General features: G+C 63.1%; 18 protein-coding genes. 10 read left to right on the top strand and 8 right to left on the bottom strand.

All coding sequences use genetic code 11. The features are described from left to right. Positions 1-246: 246 nt before the first annotated feature. From V1286_RS19675 to V1286_RS19665, 3 genes are read right to left on the bottom strand one after another with little or no spacing between them, the layout of a single operon-like run. Positions 247-510, bottom strand: a complete 264-nt coding sequence (locus tag V1286_RS19675) for a hypothetical protein (protein ID WP_334481862.1) — start codon at positions 508-510, stop codon at positions 247-249. A gap of 55 nt (positions 511-565) precedes the next feature. Next, positions 566-2,884, bottom strand: coding sequence for a xanthine dehydrogenase family protein molybdopterin-binding subunit (locus tag V1286_RS19670; RefSeq protein ID WP_334481861.1), 2,319 nt, complete (start codon positions 2,882-2,884; stop codon positions 566-568). Positions 2,885-2,886: 2 nt separating this feature from the next. After that, on the bottom strand, positions 2,887-3,339 hold the full coding sequence (locus tag V1286_RS19665) for a (2Fe-2S)-binding protein (protein WP_108512864.1): 453 nt from the start codon (positions 3,337-3,339) through the stop codon (positions 2,887-2,889). Between the two features lie 724 nt (positions 3,340-4,063). Between V1286_RS19665 and V1286_RS19660 the strand changes: the two genes are divergently transcribed. Both V1286_RS19660 and V1286_RS19655 read left to right on the top strand, forming a co-directional pair. Continuing rightward, entirely contained in the window at positions 4,064-4,651 is a 588-nt protein-coding gene (locus tag V1286_RS19660; protein ID WP_334489762.1) for a QcrA and Rieske domain-containing protein, read from the top strand. 75 nt (positions 4,652-4,726) lie between these two features. Further along, positions 4,727-6,451, top strand: coding sequence for a methanol/ethanol family PQQ-dependent dehydrogenase (locus V1286_RS19655; RefSeq protein WP_334481859.1), 1,725 nt, complete (start codon positions 4,727-4,729; stop codon positions 6,449-6,451). A gap of 142 nt (positions 6,452-6,593) precedes the next feature. Here V1286_RS19655 and V1286_RS19650 read toward each other — a convergent pair whose 3' ends face one another. The 5 genes from V1286_RS19650 to V1286_RS19630 all read right to left on the bottom strand — a co-directional run bounded on the left by V1286_RS19650 (position 6,594) and on the right by V1286_RS19630 (position 11,380). Next, positions 6,594-7,379, bottom strand: coding sequence for an ABC transporter ATP-binding protein (locus V1286_RS19650; protein WP_334481857.1), 786 nt, complete (start codon positions 7,377-7,379; stop codon positions 6,594-6,596). Further along, entirely contained in the window at positions 7,376-8,149 is a 774-nt protein-coding gene (locus tag V1286_RS19645) for an ABC transporter permease (RefSeq protein ID WP_334489759.1), read from the bottom strand. The genes V1286_RS19650 and V1286_RS19645 overlap by 4 nt, the downstream gene beginning before the upstream one ends. A 91-nt stretch (positions 8,150-8,240) precedes the next feature. Further along, entirely contained in the window at positions 8,241-9,185 is a 945-nt protein-coding gene (locus V1286_RS19640) for an ABC transporter substrate-binding protein (RefSeq protein WP_334481856.1), read from the bottom strand. Between the two features lie 105 nt (positions 9,186-9,290). After that, a complete protein-coding gene (gene hutC, locus V1286_RS19635) occupies positions 9,291-10,025 on the bottom strand; it encodes a histidine utilization repressor (RefSeq protein ID WP_334481855.1) in 735 nt (244 codons plus the stop codon). After that, a complete protein-coding gene (locus V1286_RS19630) occupies positions 10,022-11,380 on the bottom strand; it encodes a formimidoylglutamate deiminase (protein ID WP_334481853.1) in 1,359 nt (452 codons plus the stop codon). The genes hutC and V1286_RS19630 overlap by 4 nt, the downstream gene beginning before the upstream one ends. 93 nt (positions 11,381-11,473) lie before the next feature. Between V1286_RS19630 and hutI the strand changes: the two genes are divergently transcribed. The 8 genes from hutI (at position 11,474) to V1286_RS19590 (ending at position 22,896) form a co-directional block, all read left to right on the top strand. Continuing rightward, positions 11,474-12,688, top strand: a complete 1,215-nt coding sequence (hutI, locus tag V1286_RS19625; protein WP_334481852.1) for an imidazolonepropionase — start codon at positions 11,474-11,476, stop codon at positions 12,686-12,688. Beyond that, complete coding sequence (gene hutH / locus V1286_RS19620) at positions 12,685-14,262, top strand: histidine ammonia-lyase (RefSeq protein ID WP_334481851.1); 1,578 nt, start codon at positions 12,685-12,687, stop codon at positions 14,260-14,262. Before hutI ends, hutH begins: the two co-directional genes overlap by 4 nt. After that, on the top strand, positions 14,259-15,929 hold the full coding sequence (hutU, locus tag V1286_RS19615; RefSeq protein WP_334481850.1) for a urocanate hydratase: 1,671 nt from the start codon (positions 14,259-14,261) through the stop codon (positions 15,927-15,929). The genes hutH and hutU overlap by 4 nt, the downstream gene beginning before the upstream one ends. A gap of 71 nt (positions 15,930-16,000) precedes the next feature. Next, a complete protein-coding gene (locus V1286_RS19610) occupies positions 16,001-17,284 on the top strand; it encodes a cystathionine gamma-synthase family protein (protein ID WP_334481849.1) in 1,284 nt (427 codons plus the stop codon). Between the two features lie 212 nt (positions 17,285-17,496). Beyond that, positions 17,497-19,581 (top strand): hydantoinase/oxoprolinase family protein, encoded by a 2,085-nt coding sequence (locus tag V1286_RS19605; protein ID WP_334481847.1) that lies wholly within the window; start codon positions 17,497-17,499, stop codon positions 19,579-19,581. A gap of 2 nt (positions 19,582-19,583) precedes the next feature. Further along, entirely contained in the window at positions 19,584-21,242 is a 1,659-nt protein-coding gene (locus V1286_RS19600; RefSeq protein ID WP_334489757.1) for a hydantoinase B/oxoprolinase family protein, read from the top strand. A 51-nt stretch (positions 21,243-21,293) separates the two neighbouring features. Next, complete coding sequence (locus tag V1286_RS19595; protein ID WP_334481846.1) at positions 21,294-22,292, top strand: TRAP transporter substrate-binding protein; 999 nt, start codon at positions 21,294-21,296, stop codon at positions 22,290-22,292. Between the two features lie 10 nt (positions 22,293-22,302). After that, positions 22,303-22,896: a TRAP transporter small permease subunit gene (locus V1286_RS19590; protein ID WP_334481844.1), complete on the top strand. Its 594-nt coding sequence runs from the start codon at positions 22,303-22,305 to the stop codon at positions 22,894-22,896. The last annotated feature ends 7 nt before the right edge of the window (positions 22,897-22,903 follow it).

The raw sequence follows: 22,903 nt of genomic DNA, 5'->3' as shown, positions 1-22,903 counted from the left end.
TTGCATTGCTGGCGGGCGCTGCAGCGCAGCCGGATTTGGCGTAGGCGTTAACGGGCAACGCATCTACGATGCGTTGGCGACCACAATAGTGTAGGTGTCGAGGACAACGTGCCGCACGGCGGCGTCGTTTGGGTGTTCGCGATCGGTAGGCATTGCGCCAGCTCGGTATTGACCAGAGATCAGAAAACGGGCGGCCGGCGAATCTGCGCCGCCGCCCTTCGTTGCTCGTGGTTTCCGGTGCTGGCGCTACTTGCCTTTGGTCTCGACCTTCTGCTTTTCGTTCTCGTTCATTTTCTTCACGACGGGGTCGCGACTGGCTTCGCCGGTGGTCTGAGTTGTGCTGGCCGGCGGGTTTTCGTTTGGCATGGAGGTTTGCCCGGGCGGTGTCGTCGCCGGCCGTGTTGCGGTTGTGCTCGGCGGCGACGTCGTTTGAGCGGTCGCCGCCTGAGCGTTCAATAGAAGCACGCTCGACAGTAGCGACACCGCGAGCGCCGTTACGTTGGGTTTCATCGATCTGAACTCCTCTCAGATCAAGGAAAACGGCCCGCTCGGTCTAACGTTGCCTTTACGCCTCCAATTGTTTGCCGATCGGCAGTGCGCGGATGCGCTTGCCGGTCGCGGCGAAGATCGCGTTGATCAGCGCCGGCGCAAAGGGCGGCACACCCGGCTCGCCGACGCCGCTGGGCGGCGTGTCGGGGCCGGCGGGTACGATGTAGACGTTCGTTACGGCCGGGGACTCGTCGATCCGGATTACCGGGAAGTCGTCGAAATTGCCCTGTTGCACCTTGCCGTCCTTGAAGGTGATTGCGCCATGTTTGACGAGGCTCATGCCCATGATCGCGGCGCCCTCGATCTGCGACTGGATCCGCTCCGGATTGACGTAGGTTCCGCAATCTATGGCGGTATCGACCCGCGGCACGGTGAGCTTGCCCTTGTCGTCAACGGCCACCTCGACGATCGTCGCGATATAGCTGACGAAGCTGCGGTGCGCGGCAATGCCGAGCCCGTGTCCCTTGGGGACGGACCGGCCCCAGCCGCCCTTGTCCGCGACCAGCTCGACGACCTTGCGAAGACGCGCGGTATCGATCGGATAGCTCTCATAAGGCTCGCCGTAGTTCCAGAGGTCTTTCACCGAATCGAGCTTGACGATCCGGGGCGAACCGATCAGCTCCAGCAGCATGTCCTTTGGATCGCGGTTGGTAGCTTTAGCTATTTCGGCGACCATCGACTGCACCGCGAAGGCGCGCGGAATGTTCGATACCGAGCGGAACCAGCCGATGCGGGTATGCGCCGCCGCTTCCGGATTCTCGCACTGGACGTTGGCGATCTCGAAGGGCATGTCGACAAGCCCCATGCCGAGTTCAAACGGCGCCTGATGCACCGTATTGGCGGCAAAGGTCGAGGCGATGCTCGGCGCGACGCTGCGATGGCGCCAAGCCGTCACCTTGCCGCTCTTGTCGAGGCCGGCCTCGATGCGTTCCACCGAGACAGTGTGCAGGAAGCCATTGCGAACGTCGTCTTCCCGCGTCCATTGCACCTTTACGGGCGCGCCGAGCTCCTTTGAAAGCAGGGCGGCTTCGATGGCGTAATCGCACTTCGACTTGCGCCCGAAACCGCCGCCGAGCAGGGTGACGTTGACGGTGACATTCTCCTCGGGAATGCCAAGCGTTTTGGCGACGTCCTCGCGCGTTCCGCCCGCGCTTTGCACCGGTCCCCAGATCTCCGCCTTGTCGCCTTTGACGTCCGCGACTGCAACCGGCGGCTCCATGGCGACATGGGCGAGATGCGGCAGATAGTATTCACCCACGATCACCTTGTCGGCGCCCTTCAAGGCGGCTTCCACATCACCCTCCTTGCGTACGACCAGGCCGGGCTTCCGTGCGGCTTCCTCCAGTTGGGTCCGGTAGGCGACCGATTCGTATTTGCCGTTGGCGCCGTCGTCCCAGACGATCTTCAGGGCGTCGCGGCCCTTGATCGCCGCGCCGGTGTTGCGAGCGATCACTGCAACGCCGCCGAGCGGCTGGAATTTTGAGGGCCACGGCCAGCCCTTCACTTCCATGACCTTCTCGACGCCGGAAACTTTCATCGCCGCCGCCCCGTCAAACGACGCGACCTTGCCCCCGGTCACCGGCGGCCGTGCAATAACGGCGTATTTCATGCCGGGCAGGCGGACGTCGGCGCCGTAACGCGCGGTGCCTACCGTGATGTCGCGGAGATCGACCATGCTGATCTGGCCTTTGCCCAGATAGCGGAAATCCTTTGGGTCTTTCAGCTTCAGGCCTTCGACGCTCGGCACCGGCTGCTTGTCGGCATCGGCTGCCAGATCGCCAAAGCCGATCCGGCGTCCGCTGGCACTGTGGACGACCTCGTGATTGACCGCTTTCACGTCGGTCGACGGCACACCCCAGCGTTTCGCCGCTGCGGCTTCGAGCATGGTGCGGGCCGAAGCGCCGATCTGACGCATCGGCATCAGGTAGTGACGCGTGCTGCGCGATCCATCGGTGTCCTGGTTGCCGAATTTGACCTCGTCGCCATGCGCCTGCTGGATGCGAACGCGCGACCAGTCGGCCTCCATCTCTTCGGCCACGATCATCGGCAGGCTGGTGCGGACGCCGGTTCCCATCTCGGCGCGATGGGCGACGATCGTGACAATGCCGTCCGGTGCGATCGCGACGAACACGCGCGGGTCCACCACGGTGCCGTGCGGCATCTTGTCGGCGCCGGTCTGATAGGCGGCAAGGCCGGGGCGCGACATTACGGGGGCGGCCAAAACGAAGCCGCCGGCCAGCCCGAGGCCCTTGAGGATGCTGCGGCGTGAAACGTTGTCGACTTTGACGTATCGCTCAAAGCCACGGAGCTTCTTGGGATTGGTGAGAATGTTCATGGTCAGACCCCCGTGGAGGCGAGGTGGACCGCGTTCTCGATGCGCTGGTAACAGCCGCAGCGGCAGATATTGCCCGCCATCGCCTCGCGTATCTGATCGTGCGTCGGTTTCGGGTTTTCGATCAGCAGCGCGGCCGCCTGCATGATCTGGCCGACCTGGCAAAAACCGCATTGCGGGACGTTGAGTTGGCGCCAGGCCTTCTGAACCGCGTGATCGCCCGTCGGATGAAGGCCTTCGATCGTTGTGACCTCCCGATCGACCACGTCGGAAACCGAGGTGATGCAGGCGCGTATTGCCTGCTTGTCGACGATCACGGTGCAGGCGCCGCAAAGCGCCTGGCCGCAGCCGTATTTCGTACCGGTCAATCCGGCTTCATCCCGGAGAAACCAGAGCAGTGGAAGATCGGGATCGCCGTCCCAGTTCTTTTGCTGGCCGTTGATCTTCAAAGTAATCATGATCGATCCTCGCTCTTCGTAAGCTGCTGATGGTAGCTCCGACCTGAGCGAAAAACGGTACGGCTGACCGCTCAATGCCGGCGCTTCGAAATTCCTTGCTATCTGGCTGGGATTTCTTTGAGCCATCCTCCTGATCATTATTATTGGCTGTTGTTCAGTAGGTCGCGCTTGGCGGATCTCCGCCGCAAGGTGTTCTCCATTTGCGTCCGCATGTTTGGCGAAAGCGGGGCATCGGCAAAGAATTGCATTTGGTCAATAACGCTGACGCAGCGACACAGCAAAACAAATTGTCGTTAAACTTGAAGATCGTTGTCATGACACACGATGCAGGGATTCGTCTCTTCCACGTCGCCCGGCGCTGCACAGTCTTTACCATTTGCACGCCACGGACACCGGCATTCGCCGAACGCTTCACGACGACTCCTGCAATTCTCGATCTTGACCGCACGCGCGATAACGCACCGCACACTGCGGAAGGCTGAGCTGTTCTGCGAAATATGCATGAGGAGGCAAGCTGCAGTGATGATCGCATGAAATGCGATGGACGCTTACTATTGCTGGCTTTTCCTGGAATCGGCGATGCAACCGGAAGGGGAATTGCGCGAAAGACAAATTTGTCGGTCGCCATTTTTTTGACCGACTCCCTCCATCAGTTTGCGTGATGTGCAAATCCGATCAGCCCACAACATCGATCACAAGCACAGACGCGGAACTCGCGACAGCGATGTGTCAGGATCCGACGCGGCGCGCGCTCATCCTGACGGCTCTCGCCACCGGGGCCTGCCTCGCGTCGCCCCAGTCCTCCATTGCCGAGGAAGATTCGCCGGGCAGCAATGAGCGACCCCAGAAAGCCGACGTTCTGGTTTTCGCCGAAGGGGACCATGCGGGCGAGGTGATCAAGCCGCAGGATCTGAAAACCGGTGGACCGCCGGTGCGGGCCTGGCCAAAGGATCCCAAGACATCGGTTGTCCGCAAGGGCTCGCGCCTGAACGAGGTGCTCGTCGTAAGGCTAGACCCGGCCGAGCTGGACGAAGAGACGCGCTCGCGCGCTGCCGGCGGCATAGTCGCCTATTCGGCAATCTGCGTCCACACGGGCTGTCCGATCACGGCATGGGTGAAGGCGGCAGGCGGCGACAAGGACGTGTTCAAATGCGTTTGCCATAATTCGGAATTTGACCCCAGGCAAAGCGCGCAAGTTGTGTTTGGGCCGGCGCCCCGGCGCCTGCCGGCGCTTCCGCTGGCGGCAGACGACGGTCCGCTGACGGTGGCCGCAACATTTGTTGGAAAGGTAGGTGCGCAACAAGCCAGGTGACGGCGGGCCGCTGTCGATCCACGACAAGTACAAAAAACAGAATTCGTGAGATGAAAACAAAGGGGAGGTTGCCTTATGGCCTTGAAGCAATGGCTTTTGTCGGGTTTGCTCGCGTCCACATGCCTCGTTTCGATCGCTGCCGCCGGCCCGATCGAGAACTACAGCCCGGTGACGGCCGAGCGACTCAAGAATCCCGAACCCGGCAACTGGATGCATTATCGCCGGACCTATGACGGCCAAGGGTACAGCCCGCTCGACCAGATCAACACCTCGAACGTGAAAAATCTGGTGCCGGTGTGGACGTTCTCGACCGGTGTGGTCGAGGGACACGAGGCGCCACCGATCATCAACAATGGCGTGATGTTCGTCGCAACGCCGATGGGGCAGGTGATCGCGCTCAACGCCAAGACCGGCGACGAGTACTGGCGATACAAACGCCAGCTTCCCGACGACCTCTTCCAATTGCACCCGACCAACCGCGGGGTGGGACTGTGGGAGGACAAACTCTACCTCGCCACGACGGACGACCATCTGGTCGCGCTTGATGCCAAGACCGGCAAAGTGGTCTGGGATACCAAGGTTCAGGACTACAAGAAGGGACAGTACCTGACGCTGATGCCTCTGGTCGTCGACGGCAAGGTGATCGTCGGCGGTTCCGGTGGCGAGTTGGGCGTGCGCGGTTACGTCGTTGCCTTCGATGCCAACACCGGCAAGGAGCTGTGGCGGACCTTCACCATTCCCGGCACGGGTGAGCCAGGTAACGAAACGTGGAAAGGCGACGACTGGAAAACGGGCGGCGGATCTGCCTGGATGACAGGCAACTACGATCCAGACACCAAGACAGTCTATTGGGGCACCGGCAACGCCGCACCTTGGCCGGGCGACACTCACCCCGGCGACAATCTTTACACAAGTTCAGTGCTCGCGCTCGATCCCGATAGCGGCAAGATGAAAACTTACTTCCAGTACCATCAAAACGATTCCTGGGATTGGGACGAAGTGGACGCACCCATGCTGGTCGACCTGCAAAGGGATGGCCGCACCATCAAGAGTCTGATCCATCCGGGACGCAACGCGATTTTCTGGATACTGGAGCGCAAGCCGGACAGCATCAAATATGTGGCCGGCTGGCCTTTTGTTCATACCGACGTCTGGAAAGGCATTGAGCCCGAGAGTGGCAAGCCGATTGTCGACCCGGCTCGCAAGCCGGTTATCGGCAAGCGGGTCGAATTCTGTCCTTCGTTATGGGGCGGCAAGGATTGGCCGTCGGCGGCGTATAGTCAGAAAACCGGATTGGTCTACGTTCCGGCCAACGAGAATTTCTGCGGCGGCTTCACCGGCGAGAAAGTGCCGCTGGTTGCCGGCCAGCTCTGGCTCGGGACCAAGCCCGAGGATATCGGCTTGACGCCTCGTCCCGGCGCTACCCACTTTGGCGAACTGCAGGCGTGGGATCCGGCCACGGGCAAGAAAGCCTGGTCACATAATTTTCCCAAGTCACATCTGTTCGGTTCGGTGACCGCTACCGCGGGCGACCTCATCCTTGTCGGCGGCACCAATGACCGGATGTTCCGCGCCTTCCATGCCAAGACCGGCGAACTGCTGTGGGAGCAAAAGACCAACTCCGGCATTATGGGCATGCCCATCGCCTATGAGGTGGACGGCACGCAGTATATCGCCGTCCAGTCGGGCTGGGGCGTCGACGCGCAGCGCATCCAGGATGCATTGGTGGGCAAGGTCCCCGGCTTGGAGAATAACGTGCCGCAGGGCGGCGTCGTGTGGGTGTTCGCCGTCAGGAAGTGACCGCGAGAAAGATCCGGCGCCTGGCCGCTGCAGGAAGCGGCCGGGCGTCGCTGCGATCCTGGCAACCCGCACCGCGGCTGTAATGCAATCTGATCGCTGAAGCATCGGTCTTCAATACGCTCGTCGACACGCGCGCGGCCATTTAGGCATCAACCGCAACCTTCAATGCCTCGGCCCGGATTTCCTCGACGAGCCGTTCCTTCAGCGCGACGAATTCAGGGGCGGTTTTGATCTTGTAGGATCGCGGGTGGGGTAGATCGATCGCGATCTCGGCCTTGATGCGGCCGGGGCGGGCGCTCATGACGATGACGCGGCTGCCGAGGAAAATCGCCTCCTCGATATCATGGGTAACGAACAGCACAGTCTTCTGGTCGCGTTCCCAGATGCCGAGCAGCATTTCCTGCATCAGCACGCGGGTCTGATTGTCCAGCGCCCCGAACGGTTCGTCGAGCAGCAGGATCTTGGGATCGTTGGCAAGCGCGCGGGCGATCGCCGTGCGTTGCTGCATGCCGCCTGAGAGTTGCTTCGGCCAGTGATTCTCAAAGCCGGACAAGCCGACCCGGTGGATGAATCCATCGGCGATCCCGCCGCGATCCGCCTCAGATATCCCGCGCTCGCGCAGGCCGAACGCGATGTTTTCGCGCACCGTCAACCACGGGAACAGCGTGTAGGACTGAAACACCATGCCGCGATCGGCGCCGGGGCCCGTGACTTCTTGCCCGTCCAGAATGACGCGGCCGCTGGTCGGCCGGTCAAGGCCTGCGATGATCCGTAGCAGCGTGGATTTTCCGCAGCCGGACGGGCCGAGGATGGTGACGAAATCGTTGTTGCCGACGCTGAGATTGGTCGGTTCCAGCGCCCGCGTCGGCGCACTGCCCTGTCGCGCGGGGAAAATGCGTGAGACCTGATCGATCTTCAGCGTGGTCACGCTAATCTCCACGGAAACAGCCAGGCGTTGAAGGCCTTGAACAGGAAGTCCGAGACGAGGCCGATCAGGCCGATGACGATGATGCCGAAGATGATCTGGCCGGTGTTGAGCAGCGCCTGGCTGTCGGTGATCATGTGGCCGATGCCCGACGATGAACCGATCAACTCGGCGACGATGACGTAGGTCCACGCCCAGCCGAGGACGAGCCGAAGGATTTCCGCGATCTCGGGGGCAGACGAGGGCAGCAGCACGCGGCGGATGATACCGCTGTCGCCGGCGCCCAGCGTGTAGGCGGCTTCAACGAGGTCGCGCCGCGTATTCCCGACATTCACGGCAATCATCAGGATAATCTGGAACACCGCGCCGATGAAAATGACCAGCAGCTTCTGCAGTTCGCCGATGCCCGCCCACAGGATCAGCAGCGGGATGAAGGCCGAGGCGGGCAGATAGCGGGCGAACGAGACGAACGGCTCGAGGAAGGCCTCGATCGGTTTGTAGGCGCCCATCAGAACGCCGAGCGGCACCGCGATGATGGCCGCCAGCACGAAGCCGCCAATGACCCTCCATATCGTCATGCCGATGTCGAACAGGAAGCCGTGCTTGGTCAGGAGTTCAAAGCCCTCCTGCAGCATGGTCAGCGGGTTCGCAAGAAACGTTTTCGACACGTAGCCACCAAAAGTTGCCCATGCCCACAGGGCAACAAACAGGACGAAGAACGCAAAGCCATACGCTGCGCGTTGCTTCGACGTCACGGGATCCAGGGGACGCATCACAGGGCGTGTTCCTCAAAGCGGTGCGCGGATCGCGGACAGCCCCGCATCCACATGTGTGGATGCGGGACCAGCGCGGCGCTGAACGAACCTACTTGATGAAGCTCGTGTCAACGAGGTCGTCGATTTTCGGAATCGATTTGATGATGCCGATCTCGAGCAACAGGTCTGCGGCTTCCTTGGTGAAGGCCTGGAACTCGCCCGCGAAGAACTTCTGGTTTGCGGCCTTGTCCTGCCAGCGCAGATATTTTGCCGAGTTGCCGAACTGCTCGCCGGACTGCTTCACGTCGGAGCCCATGATCTCGTAGGATTTTGCCTGGTCTTTTTCAATCAGGGCAACCGCCTCGAAATAGCTGTCGGCCAGCGCTTGCGCGGCTTTCGGATTTTCGGTCAGGAATTTCGGCGTGCAGCCGAACGTGTCCATGATCATCGGGTAGTCGAGCGTGGTGGCGATGATCTTGCCCTTGTCGGGTGCCGCCCGCACGGTCGAGAGGTAGGGCTCATACGTCATGGCTGCATCGTTCTGACCGGCCACGAAAGCTTGCGCGGCTGCAGCCGGCTCCAGGTTCACCACGGTCACGTCCTTGACCGAGAGGCCGTTCTTCTTGAGCATCCAGGCCAGCGTGAAATAAGGCGCGGTGCCGGGCGCGGACGCGGCGACCGTCTTGCCCTTCAGATCCTTGATCGATGCGACATCGTTTCGCGTGGCCATGCCATCGGCGCCGTAGCTCTTGTCGAGCTGGAAGATCTGCTTGGTCGCAACACCGTTGGCATTCCAGGAAATCCAGGTTTCGACCGTGGTCGCCGCGCACTGGATGTCGCCCGATGCAACAGCCAGATGGCGGTCCTTCTGCGGGATCTTCTTGATCGTCACATCGAGGCCGTTCTTCTTGAAGATGCCGGCCTGGCTTGCGAGCGTAAGCGGCGCAAAGCCGGTCCATCCCGAAATGCCGATGGCGACCTTGACGTCTTGTGCGACGGCTGGCGCGGACACCAGCAGAGCGGCGGTTGCGGCGAATACTCTATAACTAAGCATGATTGTCTTCCCTCTGTCGGTTTATGGATTGCGCTCTGTTCGTCCTACTGCTGCATGAACTGTTGCATAAATTGTGCCGGACTTTATTTTGCATTGATATCCCTCTCAGCCGCCCTTGAAGCGGGCAACCAGTTTGTGGGACTCGCCGGGATAGACGAGGCGCACGGCGGTCAGCGTCCGTGCGCTGCGCCAGGTGTGCCGCTCGATCACGAGGCAGGGCGCGCCGATCGCAATGTCCAGCGCCGTTGCGGTCTGCTCGTCAGCCACGATCGCGCTGATCGAATGTTCGGCCTCCGTCCAGGGGACATGGTGGAGCAGCCACGTGCCGGGCGGCTCGATCGCAAAATCCGCCGTGGCGGCTTCGGGCACAGCGTCGAGATCGATCAGCCTGTCCTCGATCGCGAACGGCACGCCATCGGCGCTGTGGCGGCACGAGATCGCGATCACCTTGCCGGTTTTCCGTACTCCAAGGCGTTCACGGTCGGTGGCGTTTGCCGCCCGGCGCGAGCTTCGGATCAACTGATAGCCATAGCTGCGGCCGAGCGCGGTAATCTCCGCGCGAATGTCTGGAATCGTCAGGACTGCTGACAGGAATTTGGGACGGCGCACAAACGTACCGGCCCGCCGCCGCCGCTCGATGAGATCGGCTTGCGCCAGTTCTGACAGCGCCTTGCTGACAGTCATTCGCGAGCAGCCATAGCGCGTCATTAGTTGGTGCTCGAACGGGATGCGATGACCCGGCGGCCATTCGCCAGTCAGGATGCGGCGCTCGATGTCGAGCCGGATCTGCTTATACAGCGTCGGCTTGTCGGCGGTGTCGCGATCGATCGAGAGGCTCATGCTATGAGCCTTCGTACGGTCGAGTTGAATGCGTCGCGCGCTTTCTGGCGGAGCCGGTGGTGTCCACCCTCGACGACCTTGTTTCCGCCCGCCCACACACATGCGACGGCACCCGAGCCCGCTGCAAAAATCCAGCCGTCGAGGACGGTATCCCTGCTGCGCCCGCCGAGCGAGGGATGCGTGGTGTCGAGGGTCACGATATCAGCGCGTGCACCCGGCTGGAGTCCGACGATCGGCTGCGCGAGCGCCCGGGCGCCGCCGGCCATCGCAGCGTCGAATAGCGCCCGACCGGTCGAAATGCCGGGACCGCCGGACAACACATTGCGCTCCCGGTGCTTTAGCCGCTGGCCATATTCGAGCTGACGCAATTCGTCGGCCACGCCGACCAGGACATTGGAGTCTGTGCCGACGCCGAACCGGCCGCCGGCGTCGAGGAATTCACGCGTCGGAAAAATGCCGTCGCCGAGGCTTGCTTCGGTAATCGGGCAGAGGCCTGCGACGGCGCCGCTCCTGGCAAGCGCGGCGATCTCGGTCGCGGTGGTGTGGGTCGCATGGATCAGACACCAGCGCCGATCGACGGGCGCATGTTCGAGCAGCCACTCAACCGGCCGCCGGCCCGACCAGGCGATGCATTCCTCGACTTCCCTGATCTGTTCGGCCGCGTGGATATGAACCGGCCTGCCTTCGGCCAGCGGTATGATTGCCGTCAATTCGTCCGGCGTCACGGCGCGCAGGCTGTGTGGAGCGATACCGACATTGGCCCCGGGTAATTCGCGAACGGCCACCTCCGTCGCGGCAATCAGCTTGGCGAACTGGTCGATCGAGCAGATGAAGCGGCGCTGGCCGGCATGCGGTGCGGCGCCACCAAAGGAGCCGTGCGCGTAGAAACTCGGCAGCAGCGTGAGTCCGATGCCGGTGACCTCGGCGGCTCGCGCAATTCGCGTCGCCATTTCGGCAGGATTGGCATAGGGCGTGCCATCGTGGTCGTGATGGAGATAATGGAATTCCCCGACGCGCGTATAGCCCTGCTCGAGCATCTCGACGTAGAGCAGCGTTGCGACAGCTTCCGTGTCTTCGGGGGTCATTTCCAGCGCGAAACGATACATCGTCTCGCGCCACGTCCAGAACGTATCCGCCGTGTTGCCGCGTGTTTCGGCGAGGCCGGCCATGCCGCGCTGGAACGCGTGACTATGCAGGCTCGCTATTCCCGGGATGGCCAATTGATGGCGCTCATCGTCGGCTCCCGGCGCCGTGCCGGCCGTCACCTTCGTGATGGTTCCATCTGCAACAACCACCTGCACATCGTCAGCCCAGCCGGAGGGGAGTAGTGCTGATCCGAAATGCAGAGTGGACATGTTTCCAAACCGGGTGGACAGAACACTAACACGGGAATATGTATAGACATATTGATGCCCCCGTCAAGTTTCTGCCCTTGAGGGAAATGCTGCATGGCCGAGCGCTTTGATCGAATCTGGCATAATGCCCGGCTCGCCACCGTTCGGGGGGACCTGCCCGACCTCGGCGTGATCGAGCGTGGCGTGATTGCCGCGCGGGATGGCCGTATCGCCTTTGCAGGCAGCCATTCCGACTTTCCATCTGACGTCGACGCGGCTGAACGGATCGATTGCGGAGGGCGGTGGATCACGCCCGGACTGATTGATTGTCATACCCATCTGGTTTTCGGTGGAAACCGCGCCCACGAGTTCGAGCTGCGGCTGCAAGGAGCGAGCTACGAAGAGATCGCACGCGCCGGCGGCGGCATTGTCTCGACGGTCGCGGCGACGCGGGGCTCCAGTGAGGCTGAACTCGTCGCCGGCGCGCTGCTGCGGCTCGACGCCCTGATCGGCGAGGGCGTGACGACGGTCGAGATCAAGTCCGGCTATGGGCTCAACACGGAAACCGAGATGCGGCAGTTGTCAGCCGCGCGCGCGGTGGGCCGCAACCGGCCGGTTGGCATCCGGACGACGTTTCTTGGCGCGCATGCGCTGCCGCCAGAAGCCGATGGCGACAAGGATCGATACATCGACCTGGTTTGCCGCGAGATGCTTCCGGCGGTGGCTCAGGCCGGACTTGCAGACGCCGTTGATGCCTTCATGGAAGGCATTGCGTTCTCGGGAGAGCAAACGGCGCGTGTGTTCCGGGCTGCAAGGGCGCTTGGACTGCCGGTCAAATTGCACGCGGATCAGTTGTCGAATCTTGGCGGAGCGGCGCTTGCGTCGGAATTCTCTGCTTTGTCCGCCGATCATCTGGAGCACACGGACGAGGCCGGCGTCGCGGCCATGGCGCGGGCAAGTACGGTGGCCGTGCTTCTGCCGGGCGCGTTCTATTTCATTCGCGAGACGACGAAGCCGCCGGTCGAACTGTTCCGTGCCCACGGCGTGAACATGGCGCTCGCTACCGACTGCAATCCCGGCAGTTCGCCGCTGACGTCGCTTCTGCTGGCCATGAATATGGGCGCGACGCTGTTCCGGATGACCGTTGCCGAATGCCTCGCCGGCGTGACGCGGGAAGGCGCGCGAGCGCTGGGCATTCTCGGTGAGACCGGCACGCTCGAGGCCGGCAAATATTGCGATCTCGCGATCTGGGATATCGACCGGCCGGCCGAGCTGATTTACCGGATGGGCTTCAATCCGCTGCACCGCCGGGTGTGGAGGGGACAATGAGCGACCGGGACGCATCCATTGTCGTTTCGCCCGGGAGGGTCAGTCTCGACGATCTGGCGCAGGTGCTTGCCGGCGCTGCCGCCGTGCTCGACTCATCGTTCTGGCCGCGCGTCGAGGCAGCATCGGCCATTGTTGCGAAGGCCGCGGATGCGCAAGCGCCGGTCTACGGCATCAATACAGGGTTCGGAAAACTGGCGTCGAAACGCATTCCGCCGGATCAGACGACGCTGCTGCAGCGCAACCTCATTGTGTCGCATTGCTGCGGGGTGGGGCCGCCCACGCCCGAACCGATCGTTCGCCTGATGATGGCGCTCAAGATCGTCTCATTGGGGCGGGGCGCGTCGGGCGTGCGCCGCGAAATCATCGAACAACTCCAGGCCATGCTGGCGCGCGGCGTTTGTCCGCTGGTGCCGCAGCAGGGATCGGTGGGCGCGTCCGGTGATCTGGCGCCGCTTGCGCATATGACCGCCGTCATGATCGGCGAGGGGCAGGCGCTCGTCGACGGCAAAGCTGTGCCGGGTCGCGATGCGCTGGCCGCGGCCAATCTCGTGCCGATTGCCCTCGGGCCGAAGGAAGGCCTCGCCTTGATCAACGGTACGCAGTTCTCGACGGCCTATGCTATTTCCGGACTGCTGCGCGCCCATGGCCTGGCGTGCACGGCCCTAGTGACGGGCGCCTTGTCGGTCGACGCGGCAATGGCATCGACGGCGCCGTTCCGTCCGGAGATCCAGCAGTTGCGGGGGCATGACGGACAAATCGCGGCCGGGGTCGCCTTGATGGCGCTGCTCGAAGGCAGCGACATCCGCATGTCGCATCTCGAAGGCGACGAGCGCGTGCAGGATCCATATTGCCTGCGCTGTCAGCCGCAGGTGGCCGGCGCCGCGCTTGACCTGTTGACGCAAGCCGCCCGCACACTGACGATCGAGGCCAACGCCGTCACGGACAACCCGCTGGTGCTGGTTGAGAGCGGCGAGATCGTCTCGGGTGGAAATTTTCACGCCGAGCCGGTCGCATTTGCTGCCGACCAGATCGCATTGGCATTGTCCGAGATCGGCGCGATCAGCGAGCGGCGCATCGCCACACTGGTCGATCCCGCGCTGAACTTCGGCCTGCCGCCGTTCCTGACGCCTGATCCCGGCCTCAACTCCGGCTTCATGATTGCGGAGGTGACGGCGGCAGCCCTCTATGCCGAGAACAAGCAGCGCGCCGCGGCCTGCTCGATCGATTCGACCCCGACCAGCGCCAACCAGGAAGATCATGTGTCGATGGCGGCGCACGCGGCGCGCCGTTTGTCCGACATGGCGGACAACCTTGCCGCCATTCTCGGCATCGAGCTGCTTGTTGCGGCGCAAGGCATCGGATTGCGCGCGCCACATACGACCAGCCCTGCGCTTGCGGCGGTCATTGCGGTGTTGCGCGAGCAGGTGCCGGCGCTGGGTGGCGATCGCTACATGGCCGATGATCTTGCAAAGGCAACGGCGCTGGTCGCAGCCGGCACATTGCCGGCCGCCGCAATGTCGGTGCTCAAAAAGAGTCCGTTTCCAATATTTGCCGAGAGAGGTCATCTGTCATGAACCGCCGACTGGACAACGACCGTACGATCCGCGCGCCCCGCGGATCCGAGATCAGCGCGAAGAGCTGGTTGACGGAAGCGCCGCTCCGGATGCTGATGAACAATCTCGATCCTGATGTCGCCGAACGGCCGAGCGAACTTGTCGTCTATGGCGGCATCGGCCGCGCAGCTCGCGACTGGGACAGTTTTGACCGGATCGTTACCTCATTGCGCAAACTCGAGGCCGATCAGACGCTGGTGGTGCAGTCGGGCAAGCCGGTCGGAATTTTCCGCACCCATCCCGATGCGCCGCGCGTGCTGATCGCCAACTCGAACCTGGTGCCGCACTGGGCGACGCTAGATCATTTCAATGAACTCGACAGACTCGGGTTGATGATGTTCGGTCAGATGACGGCCGGATCGTGGATCTACATCGGCAGCCAGGGCATCGTGCAGGGCACCTACGAAACCTTTGTCGAGGTGGGCCGACGTCATTACGGCGGCAGCCTCGCGGGCAAATGGATCTTGACGGCAGGGCTCGGCGGCATGGGCGGCGCCCAGCCCCTTGCAGCGACGATGGCTGGAGCGTCGATGCTTGCGATCGAATGCCAACCGAGCCGTATCGAGATGCGGCTGCGCACCGGTTACCTCGATCGGCAGGGAGGCACGCTTGATGAGGCGCTCGCAATCATGGCGCAGGCGGCAGAGAGCAAGAAACCGGTCTCAGTCGGGCTGCTCGGCAATGCCGCCGATATTTTTCCCGAACTGGTGCGCCGTGGCGTAAAGCCGGACATCGTTACCGACCAGACCAGCGCGCACGATCCGATCAACGGTTACCTGCCGAAGGGATGGACGCTCGCGGAGTGGGAGTTACGACGCAACGCCGATCCGAAAGCGGTTGAAGCGGCGGCCAAGAGCTCCATGGTCGGCCACGTCCAGGCCATGCTGGATTTCCACGCGCAAGGCATTCCCACGCTCGACTATGGCAACAACATCCGCCAGATGGCGAAGGACATGGGATTGAAGAACGCGTTCGATTTCCCCGGCTTCGTTCCGGCCTACATCCGTCCGCTGTTCTGCCGCGGCGTCGGGCCATTCCGTTGGGCGGCGCTCTCAGGGGATCCCGAAGACATTTTCCGCACCGACGCCAAGGTCAAGGAGCTGATGCCCAACGACAAGCATCTTCACAACTGGCTCGACATGGCGAAGGCACGGATCAAGTTTCAGGGCCTGCCGGCGCGGATCTGCTGGGTGGGCCTTGGCGATCGCCACCGGCTGGGCCTGGCGTTCAATGAAATGGTGGCGCGCGGCGAACTGAAGGCGCCGGTCGTCATTGGCCGCGATCATCTCGACAGCGGCTCGGTGGCGAGCCCGAACCGCGAAACCGAAGCGATGCGCGACGGTTCGGACGCGGTGTCCGACTGGCCGCTCATCAATGCGTTGCTCAACTGCGCTAGTGGGGCCACGTGGGTCTCGCTGCATCACGGCGGCGGCGTCGGGATCGGCTATTCGCAGCACGCCGGCATGGTGATTGTCGCTGATGGAACCCCGGAGGCCGCGCGCCGCATCGAGCGGGTGCTCTGGAACGACCCGGCGACGGGGGTCATGCGTCACGCCGACGCGGGCTACGAATCTGCGATAGAATGCGCCCGTGCCAACGGGCTCGATCTGCCCGGTCTGGCGTCGTAGCGCACCGGAGACTTTGCGCCGCCGATGGTGCGTGCCGGGCTCGATGTTCCCTCAAGACAGCGAGAGCGATCATGGTGAAACCGTTTCCGTCAAAGACCCACATCGGCAACCACGTGCTGCATCCCGAAACGCTGATGCTGAACTACGGCTACGATCCGCAACTGTCGGAAGGAGCCGTCAAACCACCGGTCTTCCTGACCTCGACCTTCGTCTTCAGGACTGCCGAAGACGGGCAGGACTTCTTCGATTACGTTGCGGGCCGGCGCGAGCCGCCCGAGGGGATGGGCGCGGGCCTCGTCTATTCGCGTTTCAATCATCCCAACAGCGAGATCGTTGAGGATAGGCTCGCCGTCTACGAGCGCACAGAGTCCTGTGCGCTGTTCTCATCCGGCATGTCGGCGATTGCGACCACGATTCTCGCATTCGCACGGCCGGGCGACGTGATCCTGCATTCGCAGCCGCTCTATGGCGGCACCGAAACGCTGCTTGCGAAAACGCTTGCCGGCTTCTCGATCAGCGCGGTGGGCTTTGCCGACGGCATCGACGAAGCCGCTGTCGAGCTGGCGGGGCACGACGCCATGCGAAAGGGCCGGGTTGCGATGATTCTCATCGAAACCCCGGCAAATCCCACCAACGGCCTCGTCGATATCGCGATGGTCCGCCGCATCGCCGGCAACATCGGCAAGGCGCAGGGCCACGTGCCGATCGTCGCGTGTGACAATACGTTGCTCGGGCCGGTATTCCAGCGACCGATCGAACATGGCGCGGATCTCTCGCTGTACTCGCTGACCAAATATGTCGGCGGCCATTCCGACCTGATCGCCGGCGCTGCGCTCGGCTCAAAGACCCTCATGAAAGACATCAAGGCGTTGCGAGGCGCGATCGGCACCCAGCTGGATCCGCATTCCTGCTGGATGCTCGGCCGCTCGCTCGAAACGCTGAGCTTGCGCATGGAAAAGGCCAACCAGAATGCGCGGCTCGTGGCGGATTATTTGCGCGACCACGACAAGGTGGAGAGGGTTCACTACCTCGCTCATCACGAGGAAGTCTCCCAGGCCGGCCGTCTGTTCGCGAGACAATGCCTTGGTGCTGGCTCCACGTTTTCGTTCGATATTGTCGGCGGGCAGGCCGCCGCATTCAAATTCTTGAACTCGCTGCAAATCTTCAAGCTGGCGGTGAGCCTGGGCGGCACGGAGTCGCTTGCCAGCCTGCCGGCAAGCATGACACACTCCGGCGTTCCGGTTGAAATCCGTCAAAAGATAGGCGTTCTCGACTCCACGATCCGATTGTCGATCGGCATCGAGCATCCATCTGACCTAATCGCAGACATTGGGCAGGCTTTGAACGAGGCGTAGCTGCAGCCCGCTTGGGGCCACCGCTGCGTGATATTTCTTTCGATGACCAAATGTGGTTGCAGTTGCTGGACCAGGCAGCGCGAGTTCGTCGACGGTGTGCTGCATAGGTGCCCGGCAAAATAGCTGGGCATGTCTCCGCGGGCGCAATCAATGGCATGGAAATTGCTGAACATTTGGCTACAGTTCGTCGGCCAGCACGCGGAGGTTTTGGAATGCTTGAGGGAGCCGAAGTGCGGCTTGCCGTCGATATCGGAGGCACGTTCACGGATATCGTCCTGGATGTGGGTCAGGATCGCAGAACACGCAAGGTGCTGACGACGCCCACGCGACCGGAGCAAGCGGTGCTGGACGGGATGCGTCTCATTCTGGCCGATGCGCGCGCCCACATATGCGATATCGACGTCTTCATTCACGGCACGACGCTCGCGACCAACGCCATCATTGAGCGCCGCGGCGCGAAGACGGCGCTTGTCGCAACGCAAGGTTTCCGCGACGTGCTCGATATCGGTACCGAGAGCCGCTACGATCAATACGACCTTGCGATCGACAAGCCGAAACCGCTGGCGCCGCGCGCCCTGCGTTTCACGGTCCCCGAGCGCATCGACGCCCAGGGCGCCGTGAGGTTGCAGCTCGACGAAGCCGCCGTGCGTGCACTGGTGCCCGAACTGCGCGCGCAGAATGTGGAAAGCGTCGCTTTCGCCTTCCTCCATTCCTATGCCAATCCCGAGCATGAACGGCGCGCCGCCGCGATCCTGAAAGAGGAAATGCCGGGCATCTGGGTAACGCTGTCGTCGGCGGTGTGCCCTGAAATTCGCGAATACGAGCGGACCTCGACTGCGGTGGCCAATGCCTATGTGCAGCCGTTGATCGACGGTTATCTCGCGCGCATGGCCGAGGGGCTGCAGGCCGAGCAGTTTCGCGGCGCCATCTATCTCGTGACCTCGGGCGGCGGCGTCACTTCGATCGAGACGGCGCGGCGCTTTCCGGTGCGCCTGGTCGAGTCGGGGCCGGCGGGCGGCGCGATTTTTGCGGCGCAGATCGCGGCGCGCCTCGGCGAGAGCAGGGTGCTGTCCTTCGATATGGGGGGCACCACCGCGAAGATCTGTCTGATCGAAAAGTACCAGCCCGAAACCTCGCGTGTGTTCGAGGTCGATCGCGCCGCCCGCTTCCTGAAAGGGTCGGGCCTGCCGGTGCGTATTCCCGTGATCGAGATGGTCGAGATCGGCGCCGGCGGCGGCTCGATCGCACGGGTCGACGCCTTGAAGCGCGTCACGGTCGGCCCCGAGAGTGCATCATCCGAGCCGGGACCGGCCTGCTACGGCCGCGGCGGTCAACGCCCCGCCGTGACTGATGCGGACGTCGCGCTCGGCAAGATCGATCCGGACGCATTTGCAGGTGGGACGATCAAGCTTGACCCCGAACTGTCCAGACAGGCTTTATTGCGCGACATTGGCGAACCGCTGGGACTGTCGGCGGAAACGTCGGCCTACGCCGTGCATGAGGTCGTGTGCGAGAACATGGCGAGCGCCGCGCGCGTGCATGCGGTCGAGCGTGGCGCCGTCGTCGGCCAGCACACCCTGATCGCCTTCGGCGGCGCCGCGCCGCTGCATGCGGCCCGCGTCGCCGAGAAGATCGGCGTCTCGCGCGTGATCGTACCGTCCAATGCCGGCGTCGGCTCGGCTGTCGGATTTCTTGCCGCGCCCATCGCCTATGAGTTGGTGCGCAGCCGTCATGCCAGGCTCGATGCGTTCGATGTCACGGCTGTGTCCGAACTGCTGGATGAGATGGCGACCGAGGCGCGCGCCCTGGTCGAGCCCGGCGCCGCCGGTGCGCCCGTGCGCGAACGCCGCGCCGCCTTCATGCGGTACGTCGGGCAGGGACACGAGATCACGGTCGAGCTGCCGAACCGGCGGTTGACGGCAGCGGATCTCGAAGGCCTGCGCCAGGCCTTCGAGATGGATTATGCGGCGTTATTCGAGCGGTCGATTCCGGGGGCTGCGATCGAGGTGCTGAGCTGGTCGGTGCTCGCGACCACCGAGCCGCGCAATCCGTCGCGCGTTGCCGAGGTGACGCGCAAGCCGGCCGGAAAAGCCGCGGGCAGCCGCAAGTTTTTCGATGGCCGCGCGGGGGTGGTCGTCGAGATTCCGCTGTACCACCGCGACCAGATGGCGCCGGGAGCGACCATCGCAGGACCCGCTGTGATCGCGGAAGATGAGACCTCGACATTCGTCTCGACGAACTTCGACGCCCATATCGACGGTGCCGGCAGCATCGTCATGGAACGGAAGGCGGCATGACCATGAATGAGTCAAGCGGCGCGAGCCTGATCGATCTGCAGATCATGTGGCACCGGCTGATCGCCGTGGTCGAAGAGCAGGCACAGGTGCTGCTGCGCACGGCCTTCAGCCCGATCGTGCGCGAATGTGGCGACCTCTCAGCCGGTGTGTTCGACCTCAAGGGGCGCATGCTGGCGCAGGCGGTGACGGGTACGCCGGGCCACGTCAATTCCATGGCCGAGTCGGTCAAGCATTTCATCGCGCATTTCCCGATCGCGACGATGAAGCCGGGCGACGCCTACATCACCAACGATCCCTGGATGGGGACCGGCCACCTCAACGACTTCGTCGTCACCACGCCTTGCTTCAAGGACGGCAAGGCGGTCGCGCTGTTTTCCTGCACCAGCCATTTGATGGATATCGGCGGTATCGGCTTCGGGCCTGATGCCACCGACGTCTTCATGGAGGGGCTCTATATCCCGATGCTGAAGTTGATCGATCAGGGCGTCGTCAATGAAACGCTGATGGCGATGATCCGCAGCAACACGCGTCTGCCGATCGACACCGAGGGCGACACTTATTCGCTGGCCGGCTGCAACGATGTCGGCTGCCAGCGCCTTGTCGAGATGATGCGCGAATTCGAAATCTCTTCGCTCGATACGCTTGGCGATTTCATCTGTGACCGCTCGCGGGAGGCTGTGCTCGCCGAGATCGCCAAGCTGCCGAAGGGCGTCTGGCGCAACAGCATGGTCGTCGACGGCTATGATGCGCCGGTCACGCTCGCGGCGACGCTGACGATATCGGAGCGGGGCATTCACGTCGACTTCGACGGTACCACGGGCGCCTCGAAGTTCGGCATCAATGTGCCGCTTTCCTATACCACCGCCTACACCGTGTTCGGCCTCGGCTGCGTGGTCGCCTCGCAGATTCCGAACAATGCAGGGTCGCTCTCGTTGCTGACCGTCGCGGCACCCGAGGGCTCGATCCTCAATGCGCCGAAGCCGGCGCCGGTGGCGTCGCGCCATGTCATCGGCCAGATGCTGCCCGACGTGGTGTTCGGCTGCCTGCGTCAGATCATTCCCGAGCGGGTGCCGGCCGAAGGGACATCCTGCCTGTGGAATCTCAATGTGCGCGGACAGACGCGCAGCGGCGCCGGCGGCAATTACGGATTCTCGATGGCGGTGACGAGCAACGGCGGCACCGGCGCGCGTTTTGTCAAGGATGGTTTGTCGGCCACGGCCTATCCCAGCGGCGTACGCGGCACGCCGGTCGAGATCGCGGAGACGCAGACGCCGTTGATCTTCTGGCGCAAGGAGCTGCGTCCGGATTCGGGCGGCGCCGGCCGCACGCGTGGTGGTCTCGGCCAGATCATCGAAGTCGGCAGCGGCGTGGATGCTCCGTTCGACATTCTGGCAGCCTTCGACCGCATCGATCATCCGCCCCGCGGCCGTGATGGCGGCCGTGACGGCGAAGCCGGCTATGTCGGACTGAAGTCGGGACAGAAGCTGCGCGGCAAGGGTTTTCAGACCGTGCCGCCGGACGATCGGCTGGTGGTGATGACGCCCGGCGGCGCCGGGATCGGCGACCCCGGGGAGCGTGCGCCGGAAAGCGTGCGCGATGACATCGAAAGCGGCCTCGTGTCCAGCGAGAATGCGGTTGTGGTTTACGGTTTCGCGGGCTGACGCGTCCGGCGGCGGCGCAGCACTTCAATTTCAATATGACGGAGAGAACGGATGATTACGCGACGGACTTTCACAGCGGGAGCAGCGACGATGCTCGCCGCCGGCCATCTCTCGACGCGTGCCACGGCGGCAACGGCAAGCTGGGACCTGTCGACGGTGTGGCCCGACGGCAATTTCCACACCCATAACGCCAAGGCTTTCGCCGATGCGGTCAAGAAGCAGACCGACGGCGGCGTCAACATCACGGTGAAGGCCGGCGGCCAGCTCGGCTTCAAGGGGCCTGAACATCTGCGCGCCGTGCGCGATGGTCTGGTTCCGCTCGCCGACGTGCTCAATATCCAGCAGGTTGGCGACGAGCCCTTCATGGGCGTCGAAAGCATTCCGTTTCTCGCCGTCTCCATGGACGAGCTGAAGATCCTGCACAAATATGTGCGACCCGAATACGACAAAGTCGCCGAGCGCAACAATCAGAAGATCCTCTATATCGTGCCCTGGCCGACGCAGTATCTTCACCTCAAGGTGAAGGTGGCGGGCGTCGAGGGGCTGAAGAACATCAAGATTCGCGTGCCCGACAAAAACGCTGTCGACATGCTGAACGCGGTCGGCATGGCGCCGGTTATGATTCCCTGGGGCGAGACCATTCCGGCGCTGGCGTCGGGCGCGGTCGCCGGGGTTTCGACCTCGGCGGTATCCGGCGTCGACGGCAAGTTCTGGGAGTTCATGAAGTACATCTATCCGACCAACCATGTGTGGTCGTCGCAGATGGTGACCGTCAATCTCGATTCCTGGAAGGCTTTGAGCGCGGATCAGCAGAAGCTGGTCGCCGGCATCGCCGCGAAGATGGAGCCGGATTTCTGGGCCAATTCGCTCAAGGCCGACGTCGACAGCCTCAACCGCCTCAAAGAGGGCGGCATGGAGGTGGTGCCGGTGACGGATGCGATGATGACGGATATCCGCGCCCGGACCGCGCCGCTGCTGGAGGCGTTCCTCAAGCGCGTACCGGCGGCGGACAAGCCGGTGCGGGCCTATCTCGCCGAAATCAAGCGCTAGGAGCGTGGCCGTGGTGAGCGTGCTGCCTGCTCCGCCGGAAAGCCTCAACGCAGCGGCGCCGGCGCCGCTGCGCATCCTGCTCGACGCGATCGATCGCCTCGGCCGGCTCGACGGCTGGATCGGCGGCGGCTGCCTGCTGGCGCTGACGCTGCTGATGCTTGCCGAGGTCGCGACGCGCTTGCTGTCGAATTTCCTGCCGTTCTTTCCTCCGAGCATGTCGATCGCCTGGGAGTATTCCTCCTATCTGATGGCGGCCTCCTTCACCTTCGGCGCGGCCATGACGCTGCGTGTCGGCGGCCATATCCGTGTCGTGCTGCTCTTGAAGAACGTACCGGCGCCGGTCCGGCGTGCGCTGGAGATTCTCTCGGCGTTCGCCGGCTTTGTCTTCATGGCGTTCCTGACCTCGGCGATGGTCAAGTTCGCCTGGGGGTCCTTCACGCGCGGGCAGCTGTCGACGGCAAGCGACACGCCGCTGTGGTTTCCGCAAGCCGTTGTCACCTTCGGGATGCTGCTGCTGACGCTGCAATTTCTGGCGCGCGCCATCCAGGCGGCGCTCGGGCTGCCGCTCGAAGATCATCGCATGAAGGCTTCGCCCGTCGAATGACCACGCG

The organism is Bradyrhizobium algeriense, assembly GCF_036924595.1.
GTDB lineage: Bacteria > Pseudomonadota > Alphaproteobacteria > Rhizobiales > Xanthobacteraceae > Bradyrhizobium > Bradyrhizobium algeriense.
This window is presented reverse-complemented; position numbering and strand designations above follow the sequence as displayed.

Coding starts and splice junctions, on each gene's coding strand:
- V1286_RS19675 (WP_334481862.1), bottom strand. CDS start 510: ATGAAACCCAACGTAACGGCGCTCGCGGTGTCGCTACTGTCGAGCGTG.
- V1286_RS19670 (WP_334481861.1), bottom strand. CDS start 2,884: ATGAACATTCTCACCAATCCCAAGAAGCTCCGTGGCTTTGAGCGATAC.
- V1286_RS19665 (WP_108512864.1), bottom strand. CDS start 3,339: ATGATTACTTTGAAGATCAACGGCCAGCAAAAGAACTGGGACGGCGAT.
- V1286_RS19660 (WP_334489762.1), top strand. CDS start 4,064: ATGTGTCAGGATCCGACGCGGCGCGCGCTCATCCTGACGGCTCTCGCC.
- V1286_RS19655 (WP_334481859.1), top strand. CDS start 4,727: ATGGCCTTGAAGCAATGGCTTTTGTCGGGTTTGCTCGCGTCCACATGC.
- V1286_RS19645 (WP_334489759.1), bottom strand. CDS start 8,149: ATGCGTCCCCTGGATCCCGTGACGTCGAAGCAACGCGCAGCGTATGGC.
- V1286_RS19640 (WP_334481856.1), bottom strand. CDS start 9,185: ATGCTTAGTTATAGAGTATTCGCCGCAACCGCCGCTCTGCTGGTGTCC.
- hutC (WP_334481855.1), bottom strand. CDS start 10,025: ATGAGCCTCTCGATCGATCGCGACACCGCCGACAAGCCGACGCTGTAT.
- V1286_RS19630 (WP_334481853.1), bottom strand. CDS start 11,380: ATGTCCACTCTGCATTTCGGATCAGCACTACTCCCCTCCGGCTGGGCT.
- hutI (WP_334481852.1), top strand. CDS start 11,474: ATGGCCGAGCGCTTTGATCGAATCTGGCATAATGCCCGGCTCGCCACC.
- hutH (WP_334481851.1), top strand. CDS start 12,685: ATGAGCGACCGGGACGCATCCATTGTCGTTTCGCCCGGGAGGGTCAGT.
- hutU (WP_334481850.1), top strand. CDS start 14,259: ATGAACCGCCGACTGGACAACGACCGTACGATCCGCGCGCCCCGCGGA.
- V1286_RS19610 (WP_334481849.1), top strand. CDS start 16,001: ATGGTGAAACCGTTTCCGTCAAAGACCCACATCGGCAACCACGTGCTG.
- V1286_RS19605 (WP_334481847.1), top strand. CDS start 17,497: ATGCTTGAGGGAGCCGAAGTGCGGCTTGCCGTCGATATCGGAGGCACG.
- V1286_RS19600 (WP_334489757.1), top strand. CDS start 19,584: ATGAATGAGTCAAGCGGCGCGAGCCTGATCGATCTGCAGATCATGTGG.
- V1286_RS19595 (WP_334481846.1), top strand. CDS start 21,294: ATGATTACGCGACGGACTTTCACAGCGGGAGCAGCGACGATGCTCGCC.